Annotated in this window: 18 protein-coding genes and 1 pseudogene; 14 read left to right on the top strand and 5 right to left on the bottom strand. The window is 60.5% G+C overall.

Features of this window, described 5'->3' with window-relative positions:
- Positions 1-40: 40 nt before the first annotated feature.
- Positions 41-619 carry a L,D-transpeptidase gene (locus IVB12_RS35770; RefSeq protein ID WP_247307218.1) on the bottom strand — a complete coding sequence of 193 codons (579 nt, stop codon included), beginning with the start codon at positions 617-619 and terminating at the stop codon, positions 41-43.
- A gap of 266 nt (positions 620-885) precedes the next feature.
- Between IVB12_RS35770 and IVB12_RS35765 the strand changes: the two genes are divergently transcribed.
- Entirely contained in the window at positions 886-2,433 is a 1,548-nt protein-coding gene (locus IVB12_RS35765) for an acetolactate synthase large subunit (RefSeq protein ID WP_247307215.1), read from the top strand.
- 181 nt (positions 2,434-2,614) lie between these two features.
- Positions 2,615-3,133, top strand: coding sequence for a hypothetical protein (locus tag IVB12_RS35760; RefSeq protein ID WP_247307208.1), 519 nt, complete (start codon positions 2,615-2,617; stop codon positions 3,131-3,133).
- A 39-nt stretch (positions 3,134-3,172) separates the two neighbouring features.
- Here the strand turns inward: IVB12_RS35760 and IVB12_RS35755 are convergent, their stop codons facing one another.
- Entirely contained in the window at positions 3,173-3,406 is a 234-nt protein-coding gene (locus IVB12_RS35755; RefSeq protein ID WP_247307206.1) for a DUF3551 domain-containing protein, read from the bottom strand.
- Between the two features lie 261 nt (positions 3,407-3,667).
- Between IVB12_RS35755 and IVB12_RS35750 the strand changes: the two genes are divergently transcribed.
- The 4 genes from IVB12_RS35750 (at position 3,668) to IVB12_RS35735 (ending at position 6,067) form a co-directional block, all read left to right on the top strand.
- Entirely contained in the window at positions 3,668-4,003 is a 336-nt protein-coding gene (locus IVB12_RS35750) for a hypothetical protein (protein WP_247307203.1), read from the top strand.
- Positions 4,004-4,244: 241 nt separating this feature from the next.
- Complete coding sequence (locus tag IVB12_RS35745; RefSeq protein ID WP_247307200.1) at positions 4,245-4,715, top strand: hypothetical protein; 471 nt, start codon at positions 4,245-4,247, stop codon at positions 4,713-4,715.
- A gap of 64 nt (positions 4,716-4,779) precedes the next feature.
- Entirely contained in the window at positions 4,780-5,262 is a 483-nt protein-coding gene (gene greA, locus IVB12_RS35740) for a transcription elongation factor GreA (protein WP_247307198.1), read from the top strand.
- 127 nt (positions 5,263-5,389) lie between these two features.
- A complete protein-coding gene (locus tag IVB12_RS35735; protein WP_247307196.1) occupies positions 5,390-6,067 on the top strand; it encodes a hypothetical protein in 678 nt (225 codons plus the stop codon).
- A gap of 106 nt (positions 6,068-6,173) precedes the next feature.
- Here the strand turns inward: IVB12_RS35735 and IVB12_RS35730 are convergent, their stop codons facing one another.
- Both IVB12_RS35730 and IVB12_RS35725 read right to left on the bottom strand, forming a co-directional pair.
- On the bottom strand, positions 6,174-6,947 hold the full coding sequence (locus IVB12_RS35730) for an SDR family NAD(P)-dependent oxidoreductase (protein WP_247307580.1): 774 nt from the start codon (positions 6,945-6,947) through the stop codon (positions 6,174-6,176).
- A gap of 118 nt (positions 6,948-7,065) precedes the next feature.
- Entirely contained in the window at positions 7,066-7,302 is a 237-nt protein-coding gene (locus IVB12_RS35725) for a hypothetical protein (protein ID WP_247307194.1), read from the bottom strand.
- 490 nt (positions 7,303-7,792) lie between these two features.
- On the opposite strand from IVB12_RS35725, the gene IVB12_RS35720 reads away from it, so the two are divergent.
- From IVB12_RS35720 to IVB12_RS35700, 5 genes are all read left to right on the top strand, one after another.
- On the top strand, positions 7,793-9,151 hold the full coding sequence (locus IVB12_RS35720) for an integrase arm-type DNA-binding domain-containing protein (protein ID WP_247307191.1): 1,359 nt from the start codon (positions 7,793-7,795) through the stop codon (positions 9,149-9,151).
- Positions 9,152-10,241: 1,090 nt separating this feature from the next.
- Entirely contained in the window at positions 10,242-10,544 is a 303-nt protein-coding gene (locus IVB12_RS35715; RefSeq protein ID WP_346015850.1) for a helix-turn-helix transcriptional regulator, read from the top strand.
- Positions 10,541-11,788: a HipA domain-containing protein gene (locus IVB12_RS35710; RefSeq protein ID WP_247307189.1), complete on the top strand. Its 1,248-nt coding sequence runs from the start codon at positions 10,541-10,543 to the stop codon at positions 11,786-11,788. The genes IVB12_RS35715 and IVB12_RS35710 overlap by 4 nt, the downstream gene beginning before the upstream one ends.
- Positions 11,789-12,441: 653 nt before the next feature.
- Complete coding sequence (locus tag IVB12_RS35705) at positions 12,442-13,530, top strand: HD domain-containing protein (RefSeq protein ID WP_247307186.1); 1,089 nt, start codon at positions 12,442-12,444, stop codon at positions 13,528-13,530.
- Entirely contained in the window at positions 13,514-14,452 is a 939-nt protein-coding gene (locus IVB12_RS35700) for a nucleotidyltransferase domain-containing protein (RefSeq protein WP_247307184.1), read from the top strand. The genes IVB12_RS35705 and IVB12_RS35700 overlap by 17 nt, the downstream gene beginning before the upstream one ends.
- A 276-nt stretch (positions 14,453-14,728) precedes the next feature.
- Here IVB12_RS35700 and IVB12_RS35695 read toward each other — a convergent pair whose 3' ends face one another.
- Complete coding sequence (locus IVB12_RS35695; RefSeq protein WP_164719086.1) at positions 14,729-14,869, bottom strand: hypothetical protein; 141 nt, start codon at positions 14,867-14,869, stop codon at positions 14,729-14,731.
- Positions 14,870-15,129: 260 nt separating this feature from the next.
- Here IVB12_RS35695 and IVB12_RS35690 point away from each other — a divergent pair, with 260 nt between their 5' ends.
- The 3 genes and pseudogenes from IVB12_RS35690 to IVB12_RS35680 form a co-directional block, all read left to right on the top strand.
- Positions 15,130-16,059, top strand: coding sequence for a TauD/TfdA family dioxygenase (locus IVB12_RS35690; protein WP_247307180.1), 930 nt, complete (start codon positions 15,130-15,132; stop codon positions 16,057-16,059).
- Positions 16,060-16,232: 173 nt separating this feature from the next.
- Complete coding sequence (locus tag IVB12_RS35685; protein ID WP_247307175.1) at positions 16,233-17,126, top strand: ABC transporter substrate-binding protein; 894 nt, start codon at positions 16,233-16,235, stop codon at positions 17,124-17,126.
- Positions 17,123-17,641, top strand: a pseudogene (locus IVB12_RS35680) (ATP-binding cassette domain-containing protein); the annotation flags it as partial. The gene IVB12_RS35685 and the pseudogene IVB12_RS35680, both read left to right, overlap by 4 nt.
- Between the last annotated feature and the right edge of the window lie 42 nt (positions 17,642-17,683).

Raw genomic sequence — 17,683 nt, 5'->3', positions numbered from 1 at the left:
CCACAAATTCACGCGCCCTGCGGGTTCCCTCTGTGGCAGCCTAGTTGTTCAGCACCACCACGGTGGTGCCGACCGCGACCCGGCTGTAGAGGTCGGTGACGTCCTCATTGGTCATGCGGAAGCAGCCCGAGGACACGGCCTGGCCGATCGTCTCCGGCTCGTTGGAGCCGTGGATGCGGTACAGCGTCGAGCCCAGATACATCGCGCGCGCGCCAAGCGGATTTTCGACGCCGCCTTTCATGTGGCGCGGCAAATCGGGCCGGCGGGCCAGCATCTGCGCCGGCGGCGTCCAGTCCGGCCATTCCTTCTTGGCGGTGATCCTGTGCACCCCGCCCCAGCGGAAGCCGTCGCGGCCGACGCCGATGCCGTAGCGCAGCGCCTGGCCGTTCTGGAGCACGAGATACAGCCGCCGCTCGCTCGTGTTCACCACGATCGTGCCGGGCGCGTAATTGCCGTTATAGATGACGGTGGTGCGGGGGACGGGATTGGCGCCGGAACGGAAGAAGTTCGGGCCGCCGCCCATGATGTCGCGCGAGTCGAACTCTTCGGCGAGCGCGCCTCCTGCCATGGCCGACAGCAGTGCCATGGCGGCGATCGGCGCGGCAAAAAACCGGATCATTGTCTCCCCCAACAAAAAATCGATTCAATGGAAGCCAGAGGCCATATTTGCGGGCATTTCGCAAGCCACGGCCGCGTGAGGGACGCCATGCTTAACGATTGGCGTTACCAAATCGGCAACCGCGCCCATTTGCCGAAAAGAATTAGCCAAGCCGGCGCATCGTTACGCCGGGCAGGGCGGCGATGGCGGCTATTGCTTTGACGGAACGCGCGAACAATGATTGATCGCACGGATATCTGGACAATGCCTGTCGTGGGAGCCTTGGGATGAACGGTGCGGAAAGCCTGGTGCGGACAATGGTCAAGGGCGGGGTGGACGTCTGCTTCACCAACCCCGGCACCTCCGAAATGCATTTTGTCGCAGCGCTCGACCGCGTGCCCGGCATGCGCTGCGTGCTCGGCCTGTTCGAAGGTGTGGTCACCGGGGCTGCCGACGGCTATTTCCGCATGAAGGGAACGCCGGCCTCGACCTTGCTGCATCTCGGCCCCGGCCTCGCCAACGGCCTTGCCAATCTGCACAACGCGAAGAAGGCCAATTCCGGCATCGTCAACATTGTCGGCCAGCACGCCGTCTACCACATCGGCTACAACGCGCCGCTGACCTCCGACATCGAGGGCCTGGCCCGGCCGATGTCGTCCTGGGTCCGCACCTCGCCGGATTCCACATCGGTCGCCGCCGACGGCGCCGCAGCGATTGCCGCCGCCAAGAGCGCGCCGCCGCAGATCGCCACCCTGATCCTGCCCGCCGACACCGCCTGGAACGAGGCCGACGGCATCGCCGAGGTTCCGGCCGAGCAGCAGCGGGCGAGCTATTCGCCGCAGGCGGTCGACCAGGCCGCAAGGATCCTGCATGGCGACGGGGAGGGCACGCTGCTGCTGATGACCGGCAGCGCGCTGAGCGAGCAGGGCCTGGCGCTCGCCGAGCGGATCGCCGGCAAGACCGGATGCACGGTGATGGGCCCGACCTTCCGTCCCAAGATGGCGCGCGGCCGCGGCCGTTTCTCGATCGATCGCATTCACTACGTCATCGAGCAGGCGCTGCCGATGCTGGCAAAATTCCGTCACATCGTGCTGGTCGAGTCCGACGATCCCGTGGCGTTCTTCGCCTATCCGAACAAGCCGAGCATGCTCAAGCCGCAGGGCTGCGAGGTCCATCGCATGACCTCCTGGGGCGAGAACTCGGTCGCCGCACTGGAAGCGCTTGCGGGCGCCGTAAAGGCCAGCGTCACGGACGTCAAGCCGCAGGCTCTGCAGGAACTGGTCAAGCCGACCGGCGCGCTCACCTTTGCCTCGATCGCACAGGCGATCGCCTGTGCGATTCCCGAGAACGCCATCATGGTCGACGAATCCCTCACCACCGGCCGCGGCTTCTTCCCGCCGACGGCGGCCGCCGCCCCGCACGACTGGCTCCAGAACATGGGCGGCTCGATCGGCTTCTCGACGCCGCTGTCGATCGGCGCCGCAATCGCCTGTCCGGATCGCAAGGTGATCACCATGGTCGGCGATGGCAGCGCGATGTACACGATCCAGTCGCTGTGGACGCAGGCCCGCGAGAACCTCGACATCGTCACCATCGTGTTCGCCAACCGCATCTACCAGATCCTGCGCGGCGAGTTCGACAATGTCGGCGCCGGCGAGCCCGGCCAGCGCGCCAACGACATGCTGCGGCTCGATCGTCCGACGCTGGATTTCGTCGCGCTCGCGAGGGGCATGGGCGTCCCCGGCCGTGCCGTCACCAATGCCGACGAGTTCAACAAGGCGCTCGCCGAAGCCGTCGCCGAGCCCGGGCCGCGCCTGATCGAAGTTCAGATGTGAGTCTGGCCGGTCGCGCCGCGACTTCAGTCCTCATCCTGAGGAGCCCGCGTGAGCGGGCGACTCGAAGGATGCTTGCAGGTGGGATACGGGCCTTCATGGTTCGAGACGCGCGTTCCGCGCTCCTCACCATGAGGATCTGGCGGCGGCGCAACTGAGTGCGCGTGATGGGCCCGGAGGCACGATGCAGACCGAGCTGAACAAGGTGATCGCGGCGCTCCGGGACTTCTACGCGCAGGAATCATTCCTGTTCGAGAAGGACGTCGGCGAGCGCGCGATCACGCACCGCTTCGCCGTGCACTTGGAGAAGCAGTTTTCCGGCTGGTCAGTTGATTGCAATTACGACCGGCTCGGTGAGCGCACGCTGCATCTGCCGCACGGCACCATCATCTCGACCGACGACCATCTCGGCAAGTCGATCTATCCTGATGTTGCCGTGCATCAGCGCGAGATCCCGAACAATTTGCTCACGATCGAGATCCGCAAGGCGAGCAATCACACGCCGCTCGAGCACGACCAGCACAAACTGAGGGCGTTGACCGACGTGCATGTCTGGTTTCCCTATTGGATGGGCGTGCTGCTGGTGCTGGATAGGCACCAGGTCACGATGTCGGAGGTCTATGTCAGCGGGCTCGTCGATGAAGCGCTGTCGCGCTGGTTCGCGATGCGGCTGGAGGAGACCGGCCTCGGAGCTCGCGCATAGCGGAGCGCGGTGTGCGCAGTCACGCACGCCGCCTTCTTGTCAGTAATAGTACGGCTGCGAGTAGGCGTAGCGCGGGTTGATGCCGCAAGAGGCCGATGTGCCGGAGGCGGTGGCGGCACATTGCTGATAGCTCGCGAACTGGCAATTGCCGGGATAGCCCCAGTTGCGGCCTTGCAGGCAATATCTGTCGTTTGCGGCCTGGGCCGGCGCCGCCGCTAAGGACGCGGCGATCACGATTGCGAACGATGCAAGGGTGAGGATGGTGCGACGCATTTCAATCTCCTTCTGGGGCGAGGTGGAACGGCCGTGCCTCGGCGTTCCCCGTGGTCTGTCTGACGCACGGTCATGCCTATCTTGGTGTCCGCGACGCGGGATGCGTTCGAGGTGAGTTACATCCTGACGCAGCCGGCGGCGGACAATGTGATCTCCACCACAGTTCGCGCAGAGGTTCCGACCTAATCTCAACGAACTTGCACGCCTCGATCCCGTGGGACTAGGCTTGCCTCATTCGGATCAGGCATTTTGGAGGTTCTGATGCAGAGATCATATTTGCTGGCTGCGACGGCAGCGCTGGTGCTCGTGATGCAAACGCCGCTCGCACTGGCGCAGGGCGCACCGGCCGCCGTCGGAACCGCTGCGCCTGCCGCAACGAGCACTGCGCCGGCCGCGACGACGGCACCGGCTGCGACCACCGACACCTCCAGCCAGCCGACCGATTCCAAGAAGAGCGCATCGAAGAAGCCGGCGAAGAAGAAGATGACGCGGCAGCAGGAGATCGATCATTCGGTCGACACCGGCACCGTCCCCGCGCGCTACCGCAGCTCGGTGCCCAAGCAATACCAGCAATACATTCCGTTCGATAAGCAGTAGCGGATTGCGCCGCGGCGCGACCGGGATAGCGGTTGCGGCGCCGGTGCCGTCGAACGTATGGGCTTGGCCAGATTGGGTTCGACCGCATACATTGTGGCGATCCGCTTGCGGGTTCTAGCGAGAGCGTTTTCGAGCGAGTGGATACCGGTTCGCGTGAAGAAAACGCGTCAAAACAAGAATCTGGAGCTTCGGTTCAATCAGAACCGATAATACGCTAAAGGCCAAAGGTCCGGGGGAAGGAATGAGCGAGGACGGGAAGGATGCTGGCTTGGTGGCCATGATCACCAGCATCCTGGGGGGCAACAAGCGCGCAGACGTCGTGACGCCGCCGCCGCTCGCCGAGGCTCCGCCGACAGCGCCGACGAACGGGTTCGAGGCGGTCGAGCCGTCCAACACGGATGCTGCAGCGCCTGCCGTCGAGACTGTAGCAGCCGACACGCAGGTCGAGGCGCCCCCGAAAATCGTCACCACACGAGACGGCAAGCAATTGCTGCCTGCGGAAGCGATTGCCGATCTCGTGCTTGGCGAATTGCGCAAGATGGAGAATTTTCCCGCGACCGGCGCCTCCGTCACGGTCTACGGTTACAAGCACTGGAATGCCATGATCACCTTCGCGCCGTTCTCGACGACGTTCCAGAACGCGACCCGGTTCCGCCAGGCCATGCCGGACATCGTCTTCAAGCTGCGCCGTTTCGTCGAACTTGAGATATAGTCCGGGTCAGTCACCGGCGGAACGCGCTGCCGGCAGCCAGGACAGTTCGACAGGATTTTGAAAATTGAGCGTCGCCTTCACCAAGGAAGAAAGCGCCGAAACCGCGTCCGAAACGCTGTTGCCGGACCGCCCGATCTCGCCGCATCCGAACCTCGTGACGAAAAAAGGCTTGCAGGCGTTGCAGACGCAGCTTGCCGAGGCGCGCGAGGCCTATGAAGCCGCGCAAGCGATCGATGACGTCAACGAAAAGCGCCGGCAATCAGCCGTGCCACTGCGCGACGTCCGCTATCTCACCGAACGGCTGCGCACCGCGCAGGTCGTTCCCGATCCGACCTCGAGCGATGTCGTTGCCTTCGGCAGCACCGTCACCTTCAGCCGCACTGATGGCCGCGTGCAGACCTACCGCATCGTGGGCGAGGACGAAGCCGACCCGAAGGCGGGGACGATCTCGTTCGTCTCGCCAGTGGCGCGGGCGTTGATGGGGAAGGCGGCTGGCGATGTCGTGGGTGCGGGAGCGCAGGAGATCGAGATTCTGTCGATCGGATAGGCGCGCAGGGCGAAGCGAGGATTGCGTGAGCAAAGGGCGCTATCGACAGAGGCAATCTCATTCGCCTAAAGCATGATCCGGAAAAGAGCGAGGCCGCTATGTCAGCGCAACAAAGCTTGATGGTTGAATGAGACGGTTTCTGTCCGGCGCATTGCCGTTTTACGCGTTGGCCGGATTGGCCATTTGCATGTACCTCGTCCTGTACAGGACGAATCTTTTCGACTTGAACGCCATCGTCCAGGGGGCGACCGGTTCATCATGGTTTCCGGTCTTCATGTTCGTCTGCATTCTCGCCGAGTCGCTCTTCCCCTATTTTGGCTATTTTCCCGGAACTGCCCTCATCTTGATGTCCGTCGCGCTTACTCCGAAGTCCGCGGATGTCTCCGTTCTTATCGTGGCGTGGCTGGCCATCATCGTGGGCGCCGTTCTGAGTTACGGACAGGCTCGCTTTTTCAGACCGCTCCTGCAGCGCGTTGCCTCGAGAGCGGCACTGAGCCGATGTGAGTCCTTGCTCGACGCTTACGGCCGCTACGCCCGCGTTGCCTTGTTTGTCCATCCCAACGCTTGCGCGATGTATTTTACGGCACTCGGACTTCTCGGCCGGAACCTGACGCGAGAGCTCGCCCATCTTTGCGTGGGTGCGGCGGCCTCAGTGAGCGTTCTGTTCATCGTCGTGACCAGATTAGTGTCATCCGTGGGCGCCACCGATGGCGGGCAATTGCAGGTGCTGCTCGCGGCAGGGCTGGTCGCCATCGGGACCCTCGTCGGTCTGTATGCGGCATGGCGGCCGGATCGGATCGATTGAAGCTTGCTCCGTCATTGCGAGCGCAGCGAAGCAAATCCAGAGTGTGTCCGCGGAGGCAGACTGGATTTGCTTCGCTGCGCTCGCAATGACGACGAATCATCGCGCTTTACGCCTCCGGCAGCTCGACGCCCGTCAGCTTGCTCAATTTGCCGATGAGTTGGTCCTGAAATATCCGATCGCTCGCCTCACTGGCGGGCTGCTGCTGTTGGAGATGATGCCAGTAGCGCCCGCTGACCAGGGCAGCGGAATCCTCGCTCACCGCCAGCCAGGTCTGGGTCCGTTGTCCGGTGTCGAGATCGACCGGCGCGTTCGCGCCACCCATCTTCGTGCGCACCCATCCGGGATCGACGGCGTTGCTCAGGACCTTGGGCCAGCGTCGGGCCAGCGCAAAAGCGAGCGCGACGACATGCAGCTTGCTCTCGGCATAGCCTTTGGCCGAATCCCAAGCCCGCTTCGTCCAGTCGAGGTCGTCCAGCGAACCCTCTCCGCCGCGGTGCAGCCCGCTGCTGAGATACACCAATCGGTCGGGCCGCTCGATCAGGGCCGTCAGCATGTACGGCGCAAGCGTGTTGATGGCCAGAGTCTCGGCATGGCCTTCCGGTGTCGAGCCACGGCTCGGCCGCGTGTAGACGCCGGCGTTGTGGATGATCGCATCCATGCGCCCGATCGCATTGACCTGGTCGGCGATGCTCTTCGTCTCAGCGGCACTTCTGAGATCACCGACCACCATTCCGGCGGCACGCGACGCAAGCTGGCCAAGTGCTGCGGCACGATCGGCCGAACGCGCGTGCAGCACGACGCGGTGACCTTGATCGAGGAGGGATTGTGCCGCCGCGCGGCCGAGACCGTCCGCGCTGCCGGTGATGAATACGATCGCCATGCGCCGCTCCTCCGGATGTTTCAGAACGCATTCTACATTGCCCGCGCGCGTTTCCGATGTTGGTCGTCGCTCACGTTGCCGGGATCGGCGGGCGAGCGCCATCGGCTGCTTTCTCATCTCACCAAAGGGGTAGCGCGTCTGTCTCGGAAACAATGCCGACAAAGGGCAGCAGGTCGACGTCCCGCTCGTCGAGGCGTGCTTTCGTGCCGGCGGTAACAATGGTCCGTGCGCACTCGATTGAAGAGAGCTGTCCAGCCAGCATGTCTTGTGCGGATTTGAGTATCTTGCGACGGGCCGCGACGATCTCGGCTTCGTTCCAACTCATCGTCGCGGGCTTCTTCGCGGATGATGCCATCCTGCCCCTGTTTTGCCCGACGAGTCAATCGGAGATTCGGAAAAGTCGTAGAAGCCTAACCCCTTGATCCGGCTGACGTCGGCTACTGTGCATGGGGTTGTTTTCGCATTTTGGTTGAGCTTGGGGTCGCCCAACGCCATCAGCGTCGACGATCATTCGCAACCGGAAGGGTTCAGGAAAATGAATGGTGGGCGCACAAGGGATCGAACCTTGGACCTCTCCCGTGTGAACCACAATCTGTAGATCGCAGCCAACCAAATCCCGCCACAGTAAAGTTGCACAAGTGTCTGCCTTAAGGGGGCTAGCTGTCCATATGCGACCGCAATGGTCCATGGCGGGACATCCCATATTTTTGTATGCCCCCGTTGTACCCGCCGTGATTTTTCCCTGCGGGCACAATAGAGGAACGTGAAGCGAACGGGTTGTCATCGATTTATCGGCTCTCGCCTGGGATGTCGCGGGAGCGGGACAAAAGGAAAGGGTAGGGACGATGGAAGCGAGCGACAAAGCCCTCAGCGCTGGAGCGAGGACGAACTACTTCAGGCTCACTGATGCGGCGATCCGCGCGGCCGCGCTGCCGTCGGGCAAGTCCCAGCACTACTTACACGACACCGAGCAGCCTGGGTTTGCGATCAGGATGCGCGCGACTGGCGGCCGGACTTGGGTCTACCTGTTCACCAAGCCTGGGGCGAGGGGCACGCAACGCAAGACGTTGGGTGCATGGCCCAAGTTCAACGAGAAAGCCGCGCGCCAGGCCGCCACCATCGCCGCCGGCGAGGTGGCCAAGGGGGGCGATCCGAACGACGCCAAGCGTGAGGCCAAACGACAACAGCAGGCCGAGCGGGAGTGCATCACGCTGGCGAACCTGATCGTTGAGGACGGCCCCTACGAAACATCGCTGACTGGACGCCAAGTCGTCAACTGGAAGCCAGCGATGTCGGCGCTCAGGCGCGGTCTCAAGGCTCATGTCGATCTCGCCATCGGCGAACTGACGCGGCGGCAAATCATGGCGGCGGTGGATAAGATCGCCAAGACTGGCAAGCGCGGCGCAGCCAAGGACTTGCGCAAGCACGCCCACACATTCCTCGAATGGTGTGTCGGTGAAGGTTACGTCGAGCACAACGTGCTCGCCGGCTATCGCGCGCCGAAGGAAACCCGGGCGCAGCGGCTCGGCCGTCGCACAAAAGGACGGGCGCTGACCGACGACGAGATCATCAAGGTCTGGCAGGCGGCCGGCAAGCTTGGAGCGTTTGGGCTATTGACGCGCATGTGCCTGCTCAGCGGCCCGCGGCGAAGCGAGCCAACCACAATCGAGTGGCGAAAGTACATCATGGATGATCGCGTTACCTTCGATGCGGCGTGGACCAAGATGGGGCTGCACCACGACGTACCACGCACCCACCTCGTTGACGAGGTGCTCTCTGCGGCGAAATACTTCCAGCGGGCAACCTCCGACTATGTCTTCCCGTCACCGAAGACCGGCGGCCAGATGTCGGGTTTTACCAAGATGGTTAGCCGCCTGGTGAAGGAAGCAGGTGTCGCCAGATTCACCATGCATGATTTAAGGCGCAGCTTGCGCACCATCATGTCACGGTGCGGCTACGACAACGAGATCCAGCGGCTGTGCGTCGGGCAAAAGCCGCGGGGCATCGATCAGGTCTACAACCACGACGAACAGTGGATCATCCGCAAGATGGCGTTTGAAGCTGCACATGACTACATCGCGCAGTTGGTCGGCGCGAAACGGGTCGGCAAGGTCGTGCGGCTGCAGCGGACGAATCCGCTCGACGCTATTAAGGCCGAACTGCTGGGTCGTCTCCGCGAGCATTATGCGGCTGAGGGCGCCTAACAGTTTTATCGCACCCATCCAAATAGTCGCGCACTGCATCGACGCGATAGAGCGGGCGTCCATCGACGTAGCGCCATCTCAACGGGTGGTCCGGATTGCGTCGCCATTGCTCGAGCGCTCCAGGCGTACGCCGGACGATCGCGGCGACCTCCAGTGCCGTCAAATTGGAGCTGCCCGGCAGCTTATCGAAATCGAACGTCGCTGGCGGCGGCATGCCACGGTTCTTGCGTTTCACATCACGCGACATTTTCCTATTACCTCGCAACCCAAATACATCGATCCGAGTGATTTCGTCCTCGTCGCCCGTGTCTTCGACTGAACGAGGCAAAAAGATATTGGGCTTCCTTAGCAAGGAAGGAAGCTAGAGCTGGGGTAGGGCTGCCGGGTGGCTATGGCGTACAAATAGGACGAATACCCGTTAATCTGTGGGGCTTTCGCACGCACAAGCCGAGCACGGATTTATGGGGGGACAACAACCTGCCGTCACACTGCGCCGTACCAAAAGCACAATGCAACGATGGCGAACCTACTGTGGATGAGCGCGTGCAGCCATCGTTCGCGCCTCCAATGAATGATTCTCTGGAAGAGCGACAACAACGCGTTCGCTCCAGACTAACAACGGCCTGTCGCTCCATCTTGGAACCGGCTCCGCCACGAGGGTAGCGTCAATGGCGGAGTTGATGAGATCGGTGACCAGATTGTCTCTCGTCCCGTCGACCAGATGTGTCTCGACAGGCGTAACGATGCCGGTGGTCGAGGTAGCCCGAAGACACCACCAGCCGAGAGGGAGGCGTGAACGCCGATAGCCAATCGACCGCTCTCGCCGCGGGAGTGGGTCTTAAGCGGCTTCCGTATCGCCGAAGATCCGTCGCGCGCGGCATCGGAACTCCTGTCCTTCGATACGGTGTGGCTAATCGCTGCCGGCCGTTGCGCTGAATTACCGAGGAGGTATTATCCACCGCCCTAAATGATACGTTTATGGATCTTTGTTGTAAAAAAGATACATAAACGGAACATAATGGCTTGACGCTGATACCTGGGGGGATATGTATACGTATCTTTGTTTGAACAAAAGGTACGAGTACAGCTCATGGAGCGCGGTTCGGAGACCACCTTCCAGCTAGGGCGCCTCCTCCGGGATGCCAGGAAACAAGCGGGTCTGACTCAAGAGCAGGTGGCCGAACGCGCCGGGATTTCCAGGCCTCGTTACCGTGATATCGAGCAGGGCGCGGCCGCCGCGCGTGCCACGACCCTGATCAACGTCGCCCGCGCGCTGGGTATGGAGTTGATGCTGATCCCACAAGCAATGGTCCCGGGCGTCAATGCTCTGCTTCGCCCTTCCGACGACGAAGACCGGCCGGCCTTCACAACCGATCGGGACGATGATCAATGAGTGTCCAGGTCCGCGCCCCCAAAACCATCCAATCGCTCGACGTGTTCCTTCAAAAGCTACAGGTCGGAACGCTGGTACGCACCCCGGGCGATTTCAACGCCTTCAGCCTCGATCCAGCCTATCGAGCCATGGCGAGGCCTCCCATCTTGAGTCTTTCCTTGCGCTCTGTCGACGGTGGCCTTCGCAAAGATCCGAAGCCCGCGGCGCACGTCTTGCCGGCATTCTTTGCGAACATGTTGCCTGAGGACAGGCTCCGCGAGGCAATGGAGAAGCACCACGCAGGAGCGGTGAGGCCGGGTAACGATTTCGACCTGCTGGCTGCGCTTGGCACGGACTTGCCGGGCGCCGTGCGCGTCGTGCCGAGCGACGGCACCACCACGAGAGCTGCTCAAGACGATCTGCATGCGATCAAAGCTCGCTTTTCTCTGGCCGGAGTTCAGATGAAGCTCTCTGTGATGAAGAACACGGGCAGGGCAGGCGGACTAACCTTGTCCATCGGCGACGAGCAGGGCCAATACATTGCGAAATTCCCTTCAACCAATCTTGTCGGATTGTCGGAAAATGAGTTCGCCATCCTGGCACTCTCGGAGGCCATCGGTATGGATGTGCCTCAACGAGAGCTTGTTGAAAAATCCGATTTCGAGGAAATACCCGAAGAGTTCAACACCCTCTCAACCGGTAAGGTTCTGTTGGTGAAGCGTTTCGATAGGGGCCCCGAAGGCAGTCGGATACATATCGAAGACTTTGCTCAGGTTTTCGGCCGGCAACCATCCAAAAAGTACGACGACGCTTCATACCACGATATCGCCTCCGCACTGAATGTTGCGGTGTCGACAGATGCCGCACTCGAATTTGTTCGCCGCCTGGCTCTTGCCGCGCTTGTCGGGAACGGAGACATGCACTTGAAAAATTGGTCCACGATCTATCCGGGCGACGGTTGCACTCCGGCCATCGCCCCAGTGTACGACGTGCTGTCGACCACGGCCTATTTTCCAAAGGACGACATGGCGCTGTCATTGGGAGGCGAGAAGTCCTTCAAGGCACTTACTCCGGATCGTTGGCGGAAGTTTGCCAACCGGGCGCGGCTACCGGATCCCGCCGTCATCTCGGCCGTCAAGCAAGTCGTTTCATCGGTGAACGATCTTTGGTGGAAGCTTCCTGAGCGGGATGTTGTTCCGACGGCTGTCCTCGAAAAGATCGATGGAAAAATCCGCGAGATGAGCTTGGTTCTGGATCCGAGGTAAGTCTCAAATCTTTTTTGCCCTTAAGGTTCGCGAGCATTGCTGAGTTGGAAAGGCTGGCCATTATTTCAATATTCCCGCGCAACTAGCGACATCGCGCGTGACGCGGAATGATGCCGCTGCCAGATCCCGTATTGTGCTGCGGCGCGGACGCCTACGCTCCGTGCGTGTTCGGTCGCTCCTCATAAAGCATGCGCGCGCGCCGTTGACGCATTTCATGGCAAAACCGCGATCAAGCGCGAGCTCTAAAGTGCAAATTCAGTATAGATCGCCCACATCAGTGCGCGGCAAGCCGAGCTAAAACAGAAGTATGCAGCGCTGACTACCAAAATCGAGTTTTGACAGAACCTGGCTGTGCCCGGATCCCTTTCTCCGCCACATCCACCGCGGCATCCGAGGTCAGCCGACAAGGTCTCTCGGTCGATCTAAGCCAGACGAACGTGTGTCAGTTGGAGCCGCCACTTACCTCGGACCTGAGCACAGGCCAGCGTTGATCCTTGCGCGAAAAGATAGTCTCCGAGTGCATCCGGGCGGTTGACGACGAGCTGGGGAGTGCCGATCCTCAGAGAGATGGTCGCGAGAGTCGCCGATGGGGAATTTTACTTTGACCGACGCGCCGACATGCTAAAATACCATCCGAACAGATCGGATGCTAAGTGATACAAAGTTCATTTCCTTCGGCGCATATGAGTGCCGACGATCTCCACGCCTATGATTTCTCAAATCCTATGGATTTGAAATCCTGGGGCGTGGAGGATCCGTTCCTGCTTGAGATAGTTTCCACGCCAGCATTCCAGCGTCTTCGTTCCATCAGGTTCCTCGGGGGTATCGATTACGTTCTCGTGCAAAATCCGAATGGTGTTTGGGGCAATACGCGCTACACGCGCTACCAGCATAGTTTAGGTGTCGCGCGGCTCAGTCTCATGTACAGCCGCGCCTGCGGATTACCCGATCATGACCGACGACTTATCTTCGCGGCTGCCGCTCTGCATGACGTGGGCCACGCGCCGCTCTCGCACTCCCTGGAGCCGGTCTTCAAGGAGCTGTTTGAAATCGATCATCATGAAGCCACGAAGGACATTATCAGGGGTCGCGTTTCCATTGGTCAATCACTTTCGCAGACTTTGCGAACTTACGGAATAGATGCCGACAGAGTGATCGCCCTCATCTCGGGGCAAGATGCCAGCTACCACGGCTTCTTCTCTGGTCCGATCAATTTTGACACGATCGAAGGAATTCTTAGAACGAGAGCATATACGAGGCCCTCGATCAGTCCCTTGGCCCCCGAGCTCGTTGTCGCTGCCGCAGTAAACAGGTCTAGCGCCGCCGACCGGCAAACGGTCGATCAATTCTGGTTATACAAGGATCAGATCTATACGCATGTCATCAATTCGAAGGCAGGTGTATTGGCTGATCTGGCTTGCCAGGTTTTCATGAGGCAGCACTTGGCTGACATTGAACGGGAGGATTATTTCTCTACTGAGGATGCCATCTTCAGAAAGTTGCCTGGGCTCCGCAACTTGCTGAGAAGTAGGAATTTTGACGAGTTGGTTACCAGGTCCGTTAGCGGAACTATCGGAGTTACGATAAGAAGATTCTTCGTGGACCAGAATAGCGATTTCTTTGAGCGAGACGATAAAAAGCGCTATTTGCAAACACGGAGATCCGCGGCGCTGCAAGTCGACCTTCATGAAATGAAGGAAGTGCACGAAATGGGAGATCTGTTTGGTGACCGAGGCGATTGAACGAGCAAAGCATTATTCCGAGAAACAACTTGAAAAGTTGCGGAGCAATATCAAAGATCTGGTGCCCTCGGACGAAATGGTCTTCGTTAACGGCTCCTATGCGCGGCGGGAAGCTTCAGAGGGATCTGATATCGACTTCTATGTCGTAACCACCGGGCCGAAACCGGAGGAAACGCCCGATTGGGTACACAAGGTAAAATCCGAGATTGAACGGGTTGTGCCGATTGAACCCGCGGAGGATGGGGCTTTCGCAAAAATCGAGCCGCGAGAAACCCTTCTGCACAATATCGGCGGGGAAAACGACAGCAACCAGAACATCACGCGGCGCATGCTCCTCCTGCTGGAAGGCGAATGGCTGTTCAACGATGCCGGGCTCAAGAGCGTTCGTAGATCGATCCTAGAGCGATATATAGCCGACACCATCACCGATCATCAGCTCGCGCTGTTTTTGCTCAACGACATTGTTCGTTATTATCGGACCATGGCCGTGGATTACGAGTTCAAGACGGTCGAGGGTCCGAAGAAGAAGCCCTGGGGCATTAGAAATATAAAGCTCATTTTTTCCCGCAAGCTGCTTTACGCCGGCGGCTTGTTCAGCGTTGCGGCGACTGCCGATCTCCGGCGCGACAAGAAGATAGAGGAGCTCGAGAAGCTGTTCAACATGACTGTCATCGATCGTTTGCTCGACATCTGCGGTAAGCACGATTGTCGGCAGGTCTTGAGGAGTTACGACCGATTTCTGAACCAACTGGAGAAACCTGAAATTCGTGAGCATCTTAAGGGGCTCACCAAAGAGCAGCGGGATGACCCGGTTTTTCGTGATCTGAAGAATGAAGGGCACCACTTCACGCGCGAGCTGCTCAAGTTGTTTGAGCGAACCTTCGATTCAACTCATCCCATCAGGCGCGCGATCATCTTCTAACGGTGTTGAGCTAGAAGTCTGAGCTGTTGGGGGCAATCGCGTACGATGAGCTCACGAACAAAAAGCCGTCGATGGGCTGGCTGGTGAGCGTCAGCTCTGGCGATGAAATGAATTTGCTTTGTTGTGTGGCGGGCCAGCACGAACCGCGTGAGATGGCCATCCATCGCAGACGACTGCGTGCGCGCGCACGAGACACAGCATAGATTGAGGTGCTTCCGCGCGTCATTCGGTCCGATTTTGTGGTCCGCGAAGCAGTCGAAATTGCGGGCCGGCCGGTCACGATTGCAAATCTTTCAGCGGTTGGGTCACGGGCGAGGCGATCATTGCCTTGCAGCAAAAACAAAGCTGATTTCGTTTCATTGACTGGATTGCGATCGCTTTTACGATCTGCGGTGTCCAAACGAGGTCGTTCATCATGCGGCAATCCGATCAAATCTGCGTCCTTCGCAAAGCGTTGCAGCCGGCTTCGGCTCTGAACGCGCTGCGCTGTGCAGACGCGACGACGGAGAGCTGTATCACCGCGCATCGGCTACAGCGGCCTGTTCGCCGACCGCCGGAGCGCATCGCGGTCCACTAGGATCGAAGCCAGAAAATAACTCCATCCCTAACTCCGCTGTTGCTCGGGCGACCAGCGCGCGGCGGAGCTTTGTTCAGACATCCCAATCGAGAGCACAATCATGAGCAATATTACCATCATCGACAACGTCATTCCCCGTGCGGACATCGTCAAGCGCGCGGCCCGGCTCGGAGCCGAAATCAAGAACGTCAGATTGTCAGGGGATCTCCCCGACGACGTTGTTCGTGCCATCAATCAGGTGCTGCTCGAGCACAAGGTCATCTTCTTCCGCGATCAGGCACATCTGGATGACGCGGAGCAGGAGCGCTTCGCCGTCAGGCTCGGCAAGCTGGTGCCACATCCGACCGTGGGCGCAACCAAGGGAACGTCATCGATTCTGGAGCTGGATTCGGAGCGCGGCGGCGGTCGCGCGGACCAATGGCACACGGACGTGACGTTCGTCGATGCTTATCCGAAGATCTCCGTGCTGCGAGGCGTTGTGATTCCGGCCTTCGGCGGCGACACAGTGTGGTCGAACACCGCGGCGGCGTATCTCGATCTACCGGCCCCCTTGCGCAAGCTCGCTGAGGAGCTTTGGGCGGTTCACAGCAATGCCTATGATTACGCGGTGAGGACCCGCGCGAGTGAGGCGGACAGGAAGCATTTCGAGGAAGTCTTCACCGGCACGATCTATGAGACCGAGCATCCGGTGGTGCGGGTTCATCCGGAGACCGGCGAGCGGACGCTGGTGCTCGGCAACTTCGTCCAGCGTTTCGTCGGCCTGCCGAAATATGACGGGCAGAAGTTGTTCGACCTGTTCCAGTCCCACATCACGGCGCCGGAAAACACCGTGCGATGGAGCTGGAAAGCCGGTGACGTCGCGATCTGGGACAATCGCGCGACCCAGCACTATGCGGTCAACGACTACGGTGATCAGCACCGGGTGGTCCGCCGCGCCACGATCGATGGCGACGTTCCGCTCAGCGTCGATGGCCGCCGCAGCGTGACCCGCATCAAGACATCGAAGCCGCAGGCGGCGAAGGCCGCCTGATCCGATCCGAGCAACCACCAGGATGCATGCAATGATCAAATTCCTTCGTGCGGGGCACGACGCCGCGCGGCTTCTGCTCGCAGGTGCATTGAGCCTTGGCCTGATGGCCCCGGCTTTCGCTGAGCCACCGCTTTGAGAAGACCGAGATCCGCTACCAGGGTTGGGTCGGGCAGGTGACGTTCATCGAGCTTGCCGAGGACCTCGGCTATCTCGCGCCGCTGAAGCTCAAATGGGTCGGCAACACCATCAGCGGGCCGCAGGATATCCAGGCTGTCGTGACCGGCGATATCGACATCGGGGGCGCCTTCTATGGCGCGATCCTCAAGCTGATCTCGGCGCGGGCACCGATCAAGGCCGTCGTCGGCTACTACGGCTCGGACGCCAACACTTACCAAGGCTACTACGTCAAGGACGACAGCCCGATCAAGACGGCGCGAGACCTGATTGGCAAGAAGGTGGCCGTCAATACGCTGGGCGCCCACTTGGAGTTCGTCCTTCGCGAATATCTGGCGCGGAACGGCCTTAGCGCAAGCGAGGCCAAGCAGGTCACCCTGGTCGCGGTGCCGCCCGTCACGGGCGAGCAGGCGCTGCGTCAGGGACAGGTCGAGGTGAGCACGCTGAGCGGCATCTTGCGCGACAAAGCTCTGGAGCGCGGCGGAATCCACGCGCTCTTCAACGACACTGATCTATTCGGTCAATTCACCGGCGGTTCCTACGTGCTGCGGGAGAAGTTCATCAAGGACAATCCCGAAGCATCCCGCAAGCTCGTGGAGGGCGTCTCCCGCGCCATCGGATGGGCACACACAGCACCGGCTGAGGAGGTGACGGCGCGGTTCGAGCGGATCATCGCGGATCGCAAGCGCAATGAAGACGGCTCCTCGATCAAATACTGGAAGAGCACGGGCGTTGCGGCCAACGGCGGCATGATCTCGGATGCCGAGATCCAGGTGTGGATCGACTGGCTTGTGAAGGATGGCTTGTTCAAGCCGGGTCAGATCAAGGCGTCAGATACCTATACCAACGCGTTCAACTATTTCCGTCCTGGGAAGACCGCGGAGGCCAGATGACCACGTCCAAGATCCGCTTCGAGCATGTGCGCAAGGAATTCCTTGTCCGCGGCAAGGATGGCAGGCCGGCGCAGGGCTTCACAGCTCTGGATGACATCACGCTGGACGCCCGTGCCGGCGAATTCCTGGCGCTGGTGGGACCGAGCGGCTGCGGCAAGTCGACCCTGCTGGACCTGCTCGGCGGCCTCACCCGGCCGAGCAGCGGACGGATCCTGCTCGACGGCAAAGTGATCGAGGGGCCTGCGCGCGATCGGGGCATCGTGTTTCAGCAATACGCGTTGTTTCCGTGGCGTACGGCCGCACAGAATGTCGAGTTTGGGCTCGACATCGCTGGTTTAAAGACGAAGGAGCGGCGCGAACGCGCGCTGCATTACCTCGACCTGGTCGGGCTATCCGGCTTCGCCGACCGGTACCCCCACGAGCTCTCCGGTGGCATGAAGCAGCGCGTCGCCATCGCGCGAAGTCTCGCCTACGATCCCGAGGTCCTGCTGATGGATGAGCCCTTTGCTGCATTGCTGGAGAGCTCTATGATGATGTCTCCGCGAGCCTGCTACGGG

It is taken from the genome of Bradyrhizobium sp. 179, from assembly GCF_023073535.1.
Taxonomy (GTDB): Bacteria; Pseudomonadota; Alphaproteobacteria; order Rhizobiales; family Xanthobacteraceae; genus Bradyrhizobium.
The sequence above is the reverse complement of the archived record's forward strand: the minus strand, read 5'-3'. Positions and strand labels throughout refer to the sequence as shown.

Bases quoted from the DNA above. Each gene is read 5' to 3' on its own strand.
- IVB12_RS35770 (WP_247307218.1), bottom strand. From the start codon at position 619: ATGATCCGGTTTTTTGCCGCGCCGATCGCCGCCATGGCACTGCTGTCG.
- IVB12_RS35765 (WP_247307215.1), top strand. From the start codon at position 886: ATGAACGGTGCGGAAAGCCTGGTGCGGACAATGGTCAAGGGCGGGGTG.
- IVB12_RS35760 (WP_247307208.1), top strand. From the start codon at position 2,615: ATGCAGACCGAGCTGAACAAGGTGATCGCGGCGCTCCGGGACTTCTAC.
- IVB12_RS35755 (WP_247307206.1), bottom strand. From the start codon at position 3,406: ATGCGTCGCACCATCCTCACCCTTGCATCGTTCGCAATCGTGATCGCC.
- IVB12_RS35750 (WP_247307203.1), top strand. From the start codon at position 3,668: ATGCAGAGATCATATTTGCTGGCTGCGACGGCAGCGCTGGTGCTCGTG.
- IVB12_RS35745 (WP_247307200.1), top strand. From the start codon at position 4,245: ATGAGCGAGGACGGGAAGGATGCTGGCTTGGTGGCCATGATCACCAGC.
- IVB12_RS35735 (WP_247307196.1), top strand. From the start codon at position 5,390: ATGAGACGGTTTCTGTCCGGCGCATTGCCGTTTTACGCGTTGGCCGGA.
- IVB12_RS35730 (WP_247307580.1), bottom strand. From the start codon at position 6,947: ATGGCGATCGTATTCATCACCGGCAGCGCGGACGGTCTCGGCCGCGCG.
- IVB12_RS35725 (WP_247307194.1), bottom strand. From the start codon at position 7,302: ATGGCATCATCCGCGAAGAAGCCCGCGACGATGAGTTGGAACGAAGCC.
- IVB12_RS35720 (WP_247307191.1), top strand. From the start codon at position 7,793: ATGGAAGCGAGCGACAAAGCCCTCAGCGCTGGAGCGAGGACGAACTAC.
- IVB12_RS35715 (WP_346015850.1), top strand. From the start codon at position 10,242: ATGGAGCGCGGTTCGGAGACCACCTTCCAGCTAGGGCGCCTCCTCCGG.
- IVB12_RS35710 (WP_247307189.1), top strand. From the start codon at position 10,541: ATGAGTGTCCAGGTCCGCGCCCCCAAAACCATCCAATCGCTCGACGTG.
- IVB12_RS35695 (WP_164719086.1), bottom strand. From the start codon at position 14,869: ATGATGAACGACCTCGTTTGGACACCGCAGATCGTAAAAGCGATCGCA.
- IVB12_RS35690 (WP_247307180.1), top strand. From the start codon at position 15,130: ATGAGCAATATTACCATCATCGACAACGTCATTCCCCGTGCGGACATC.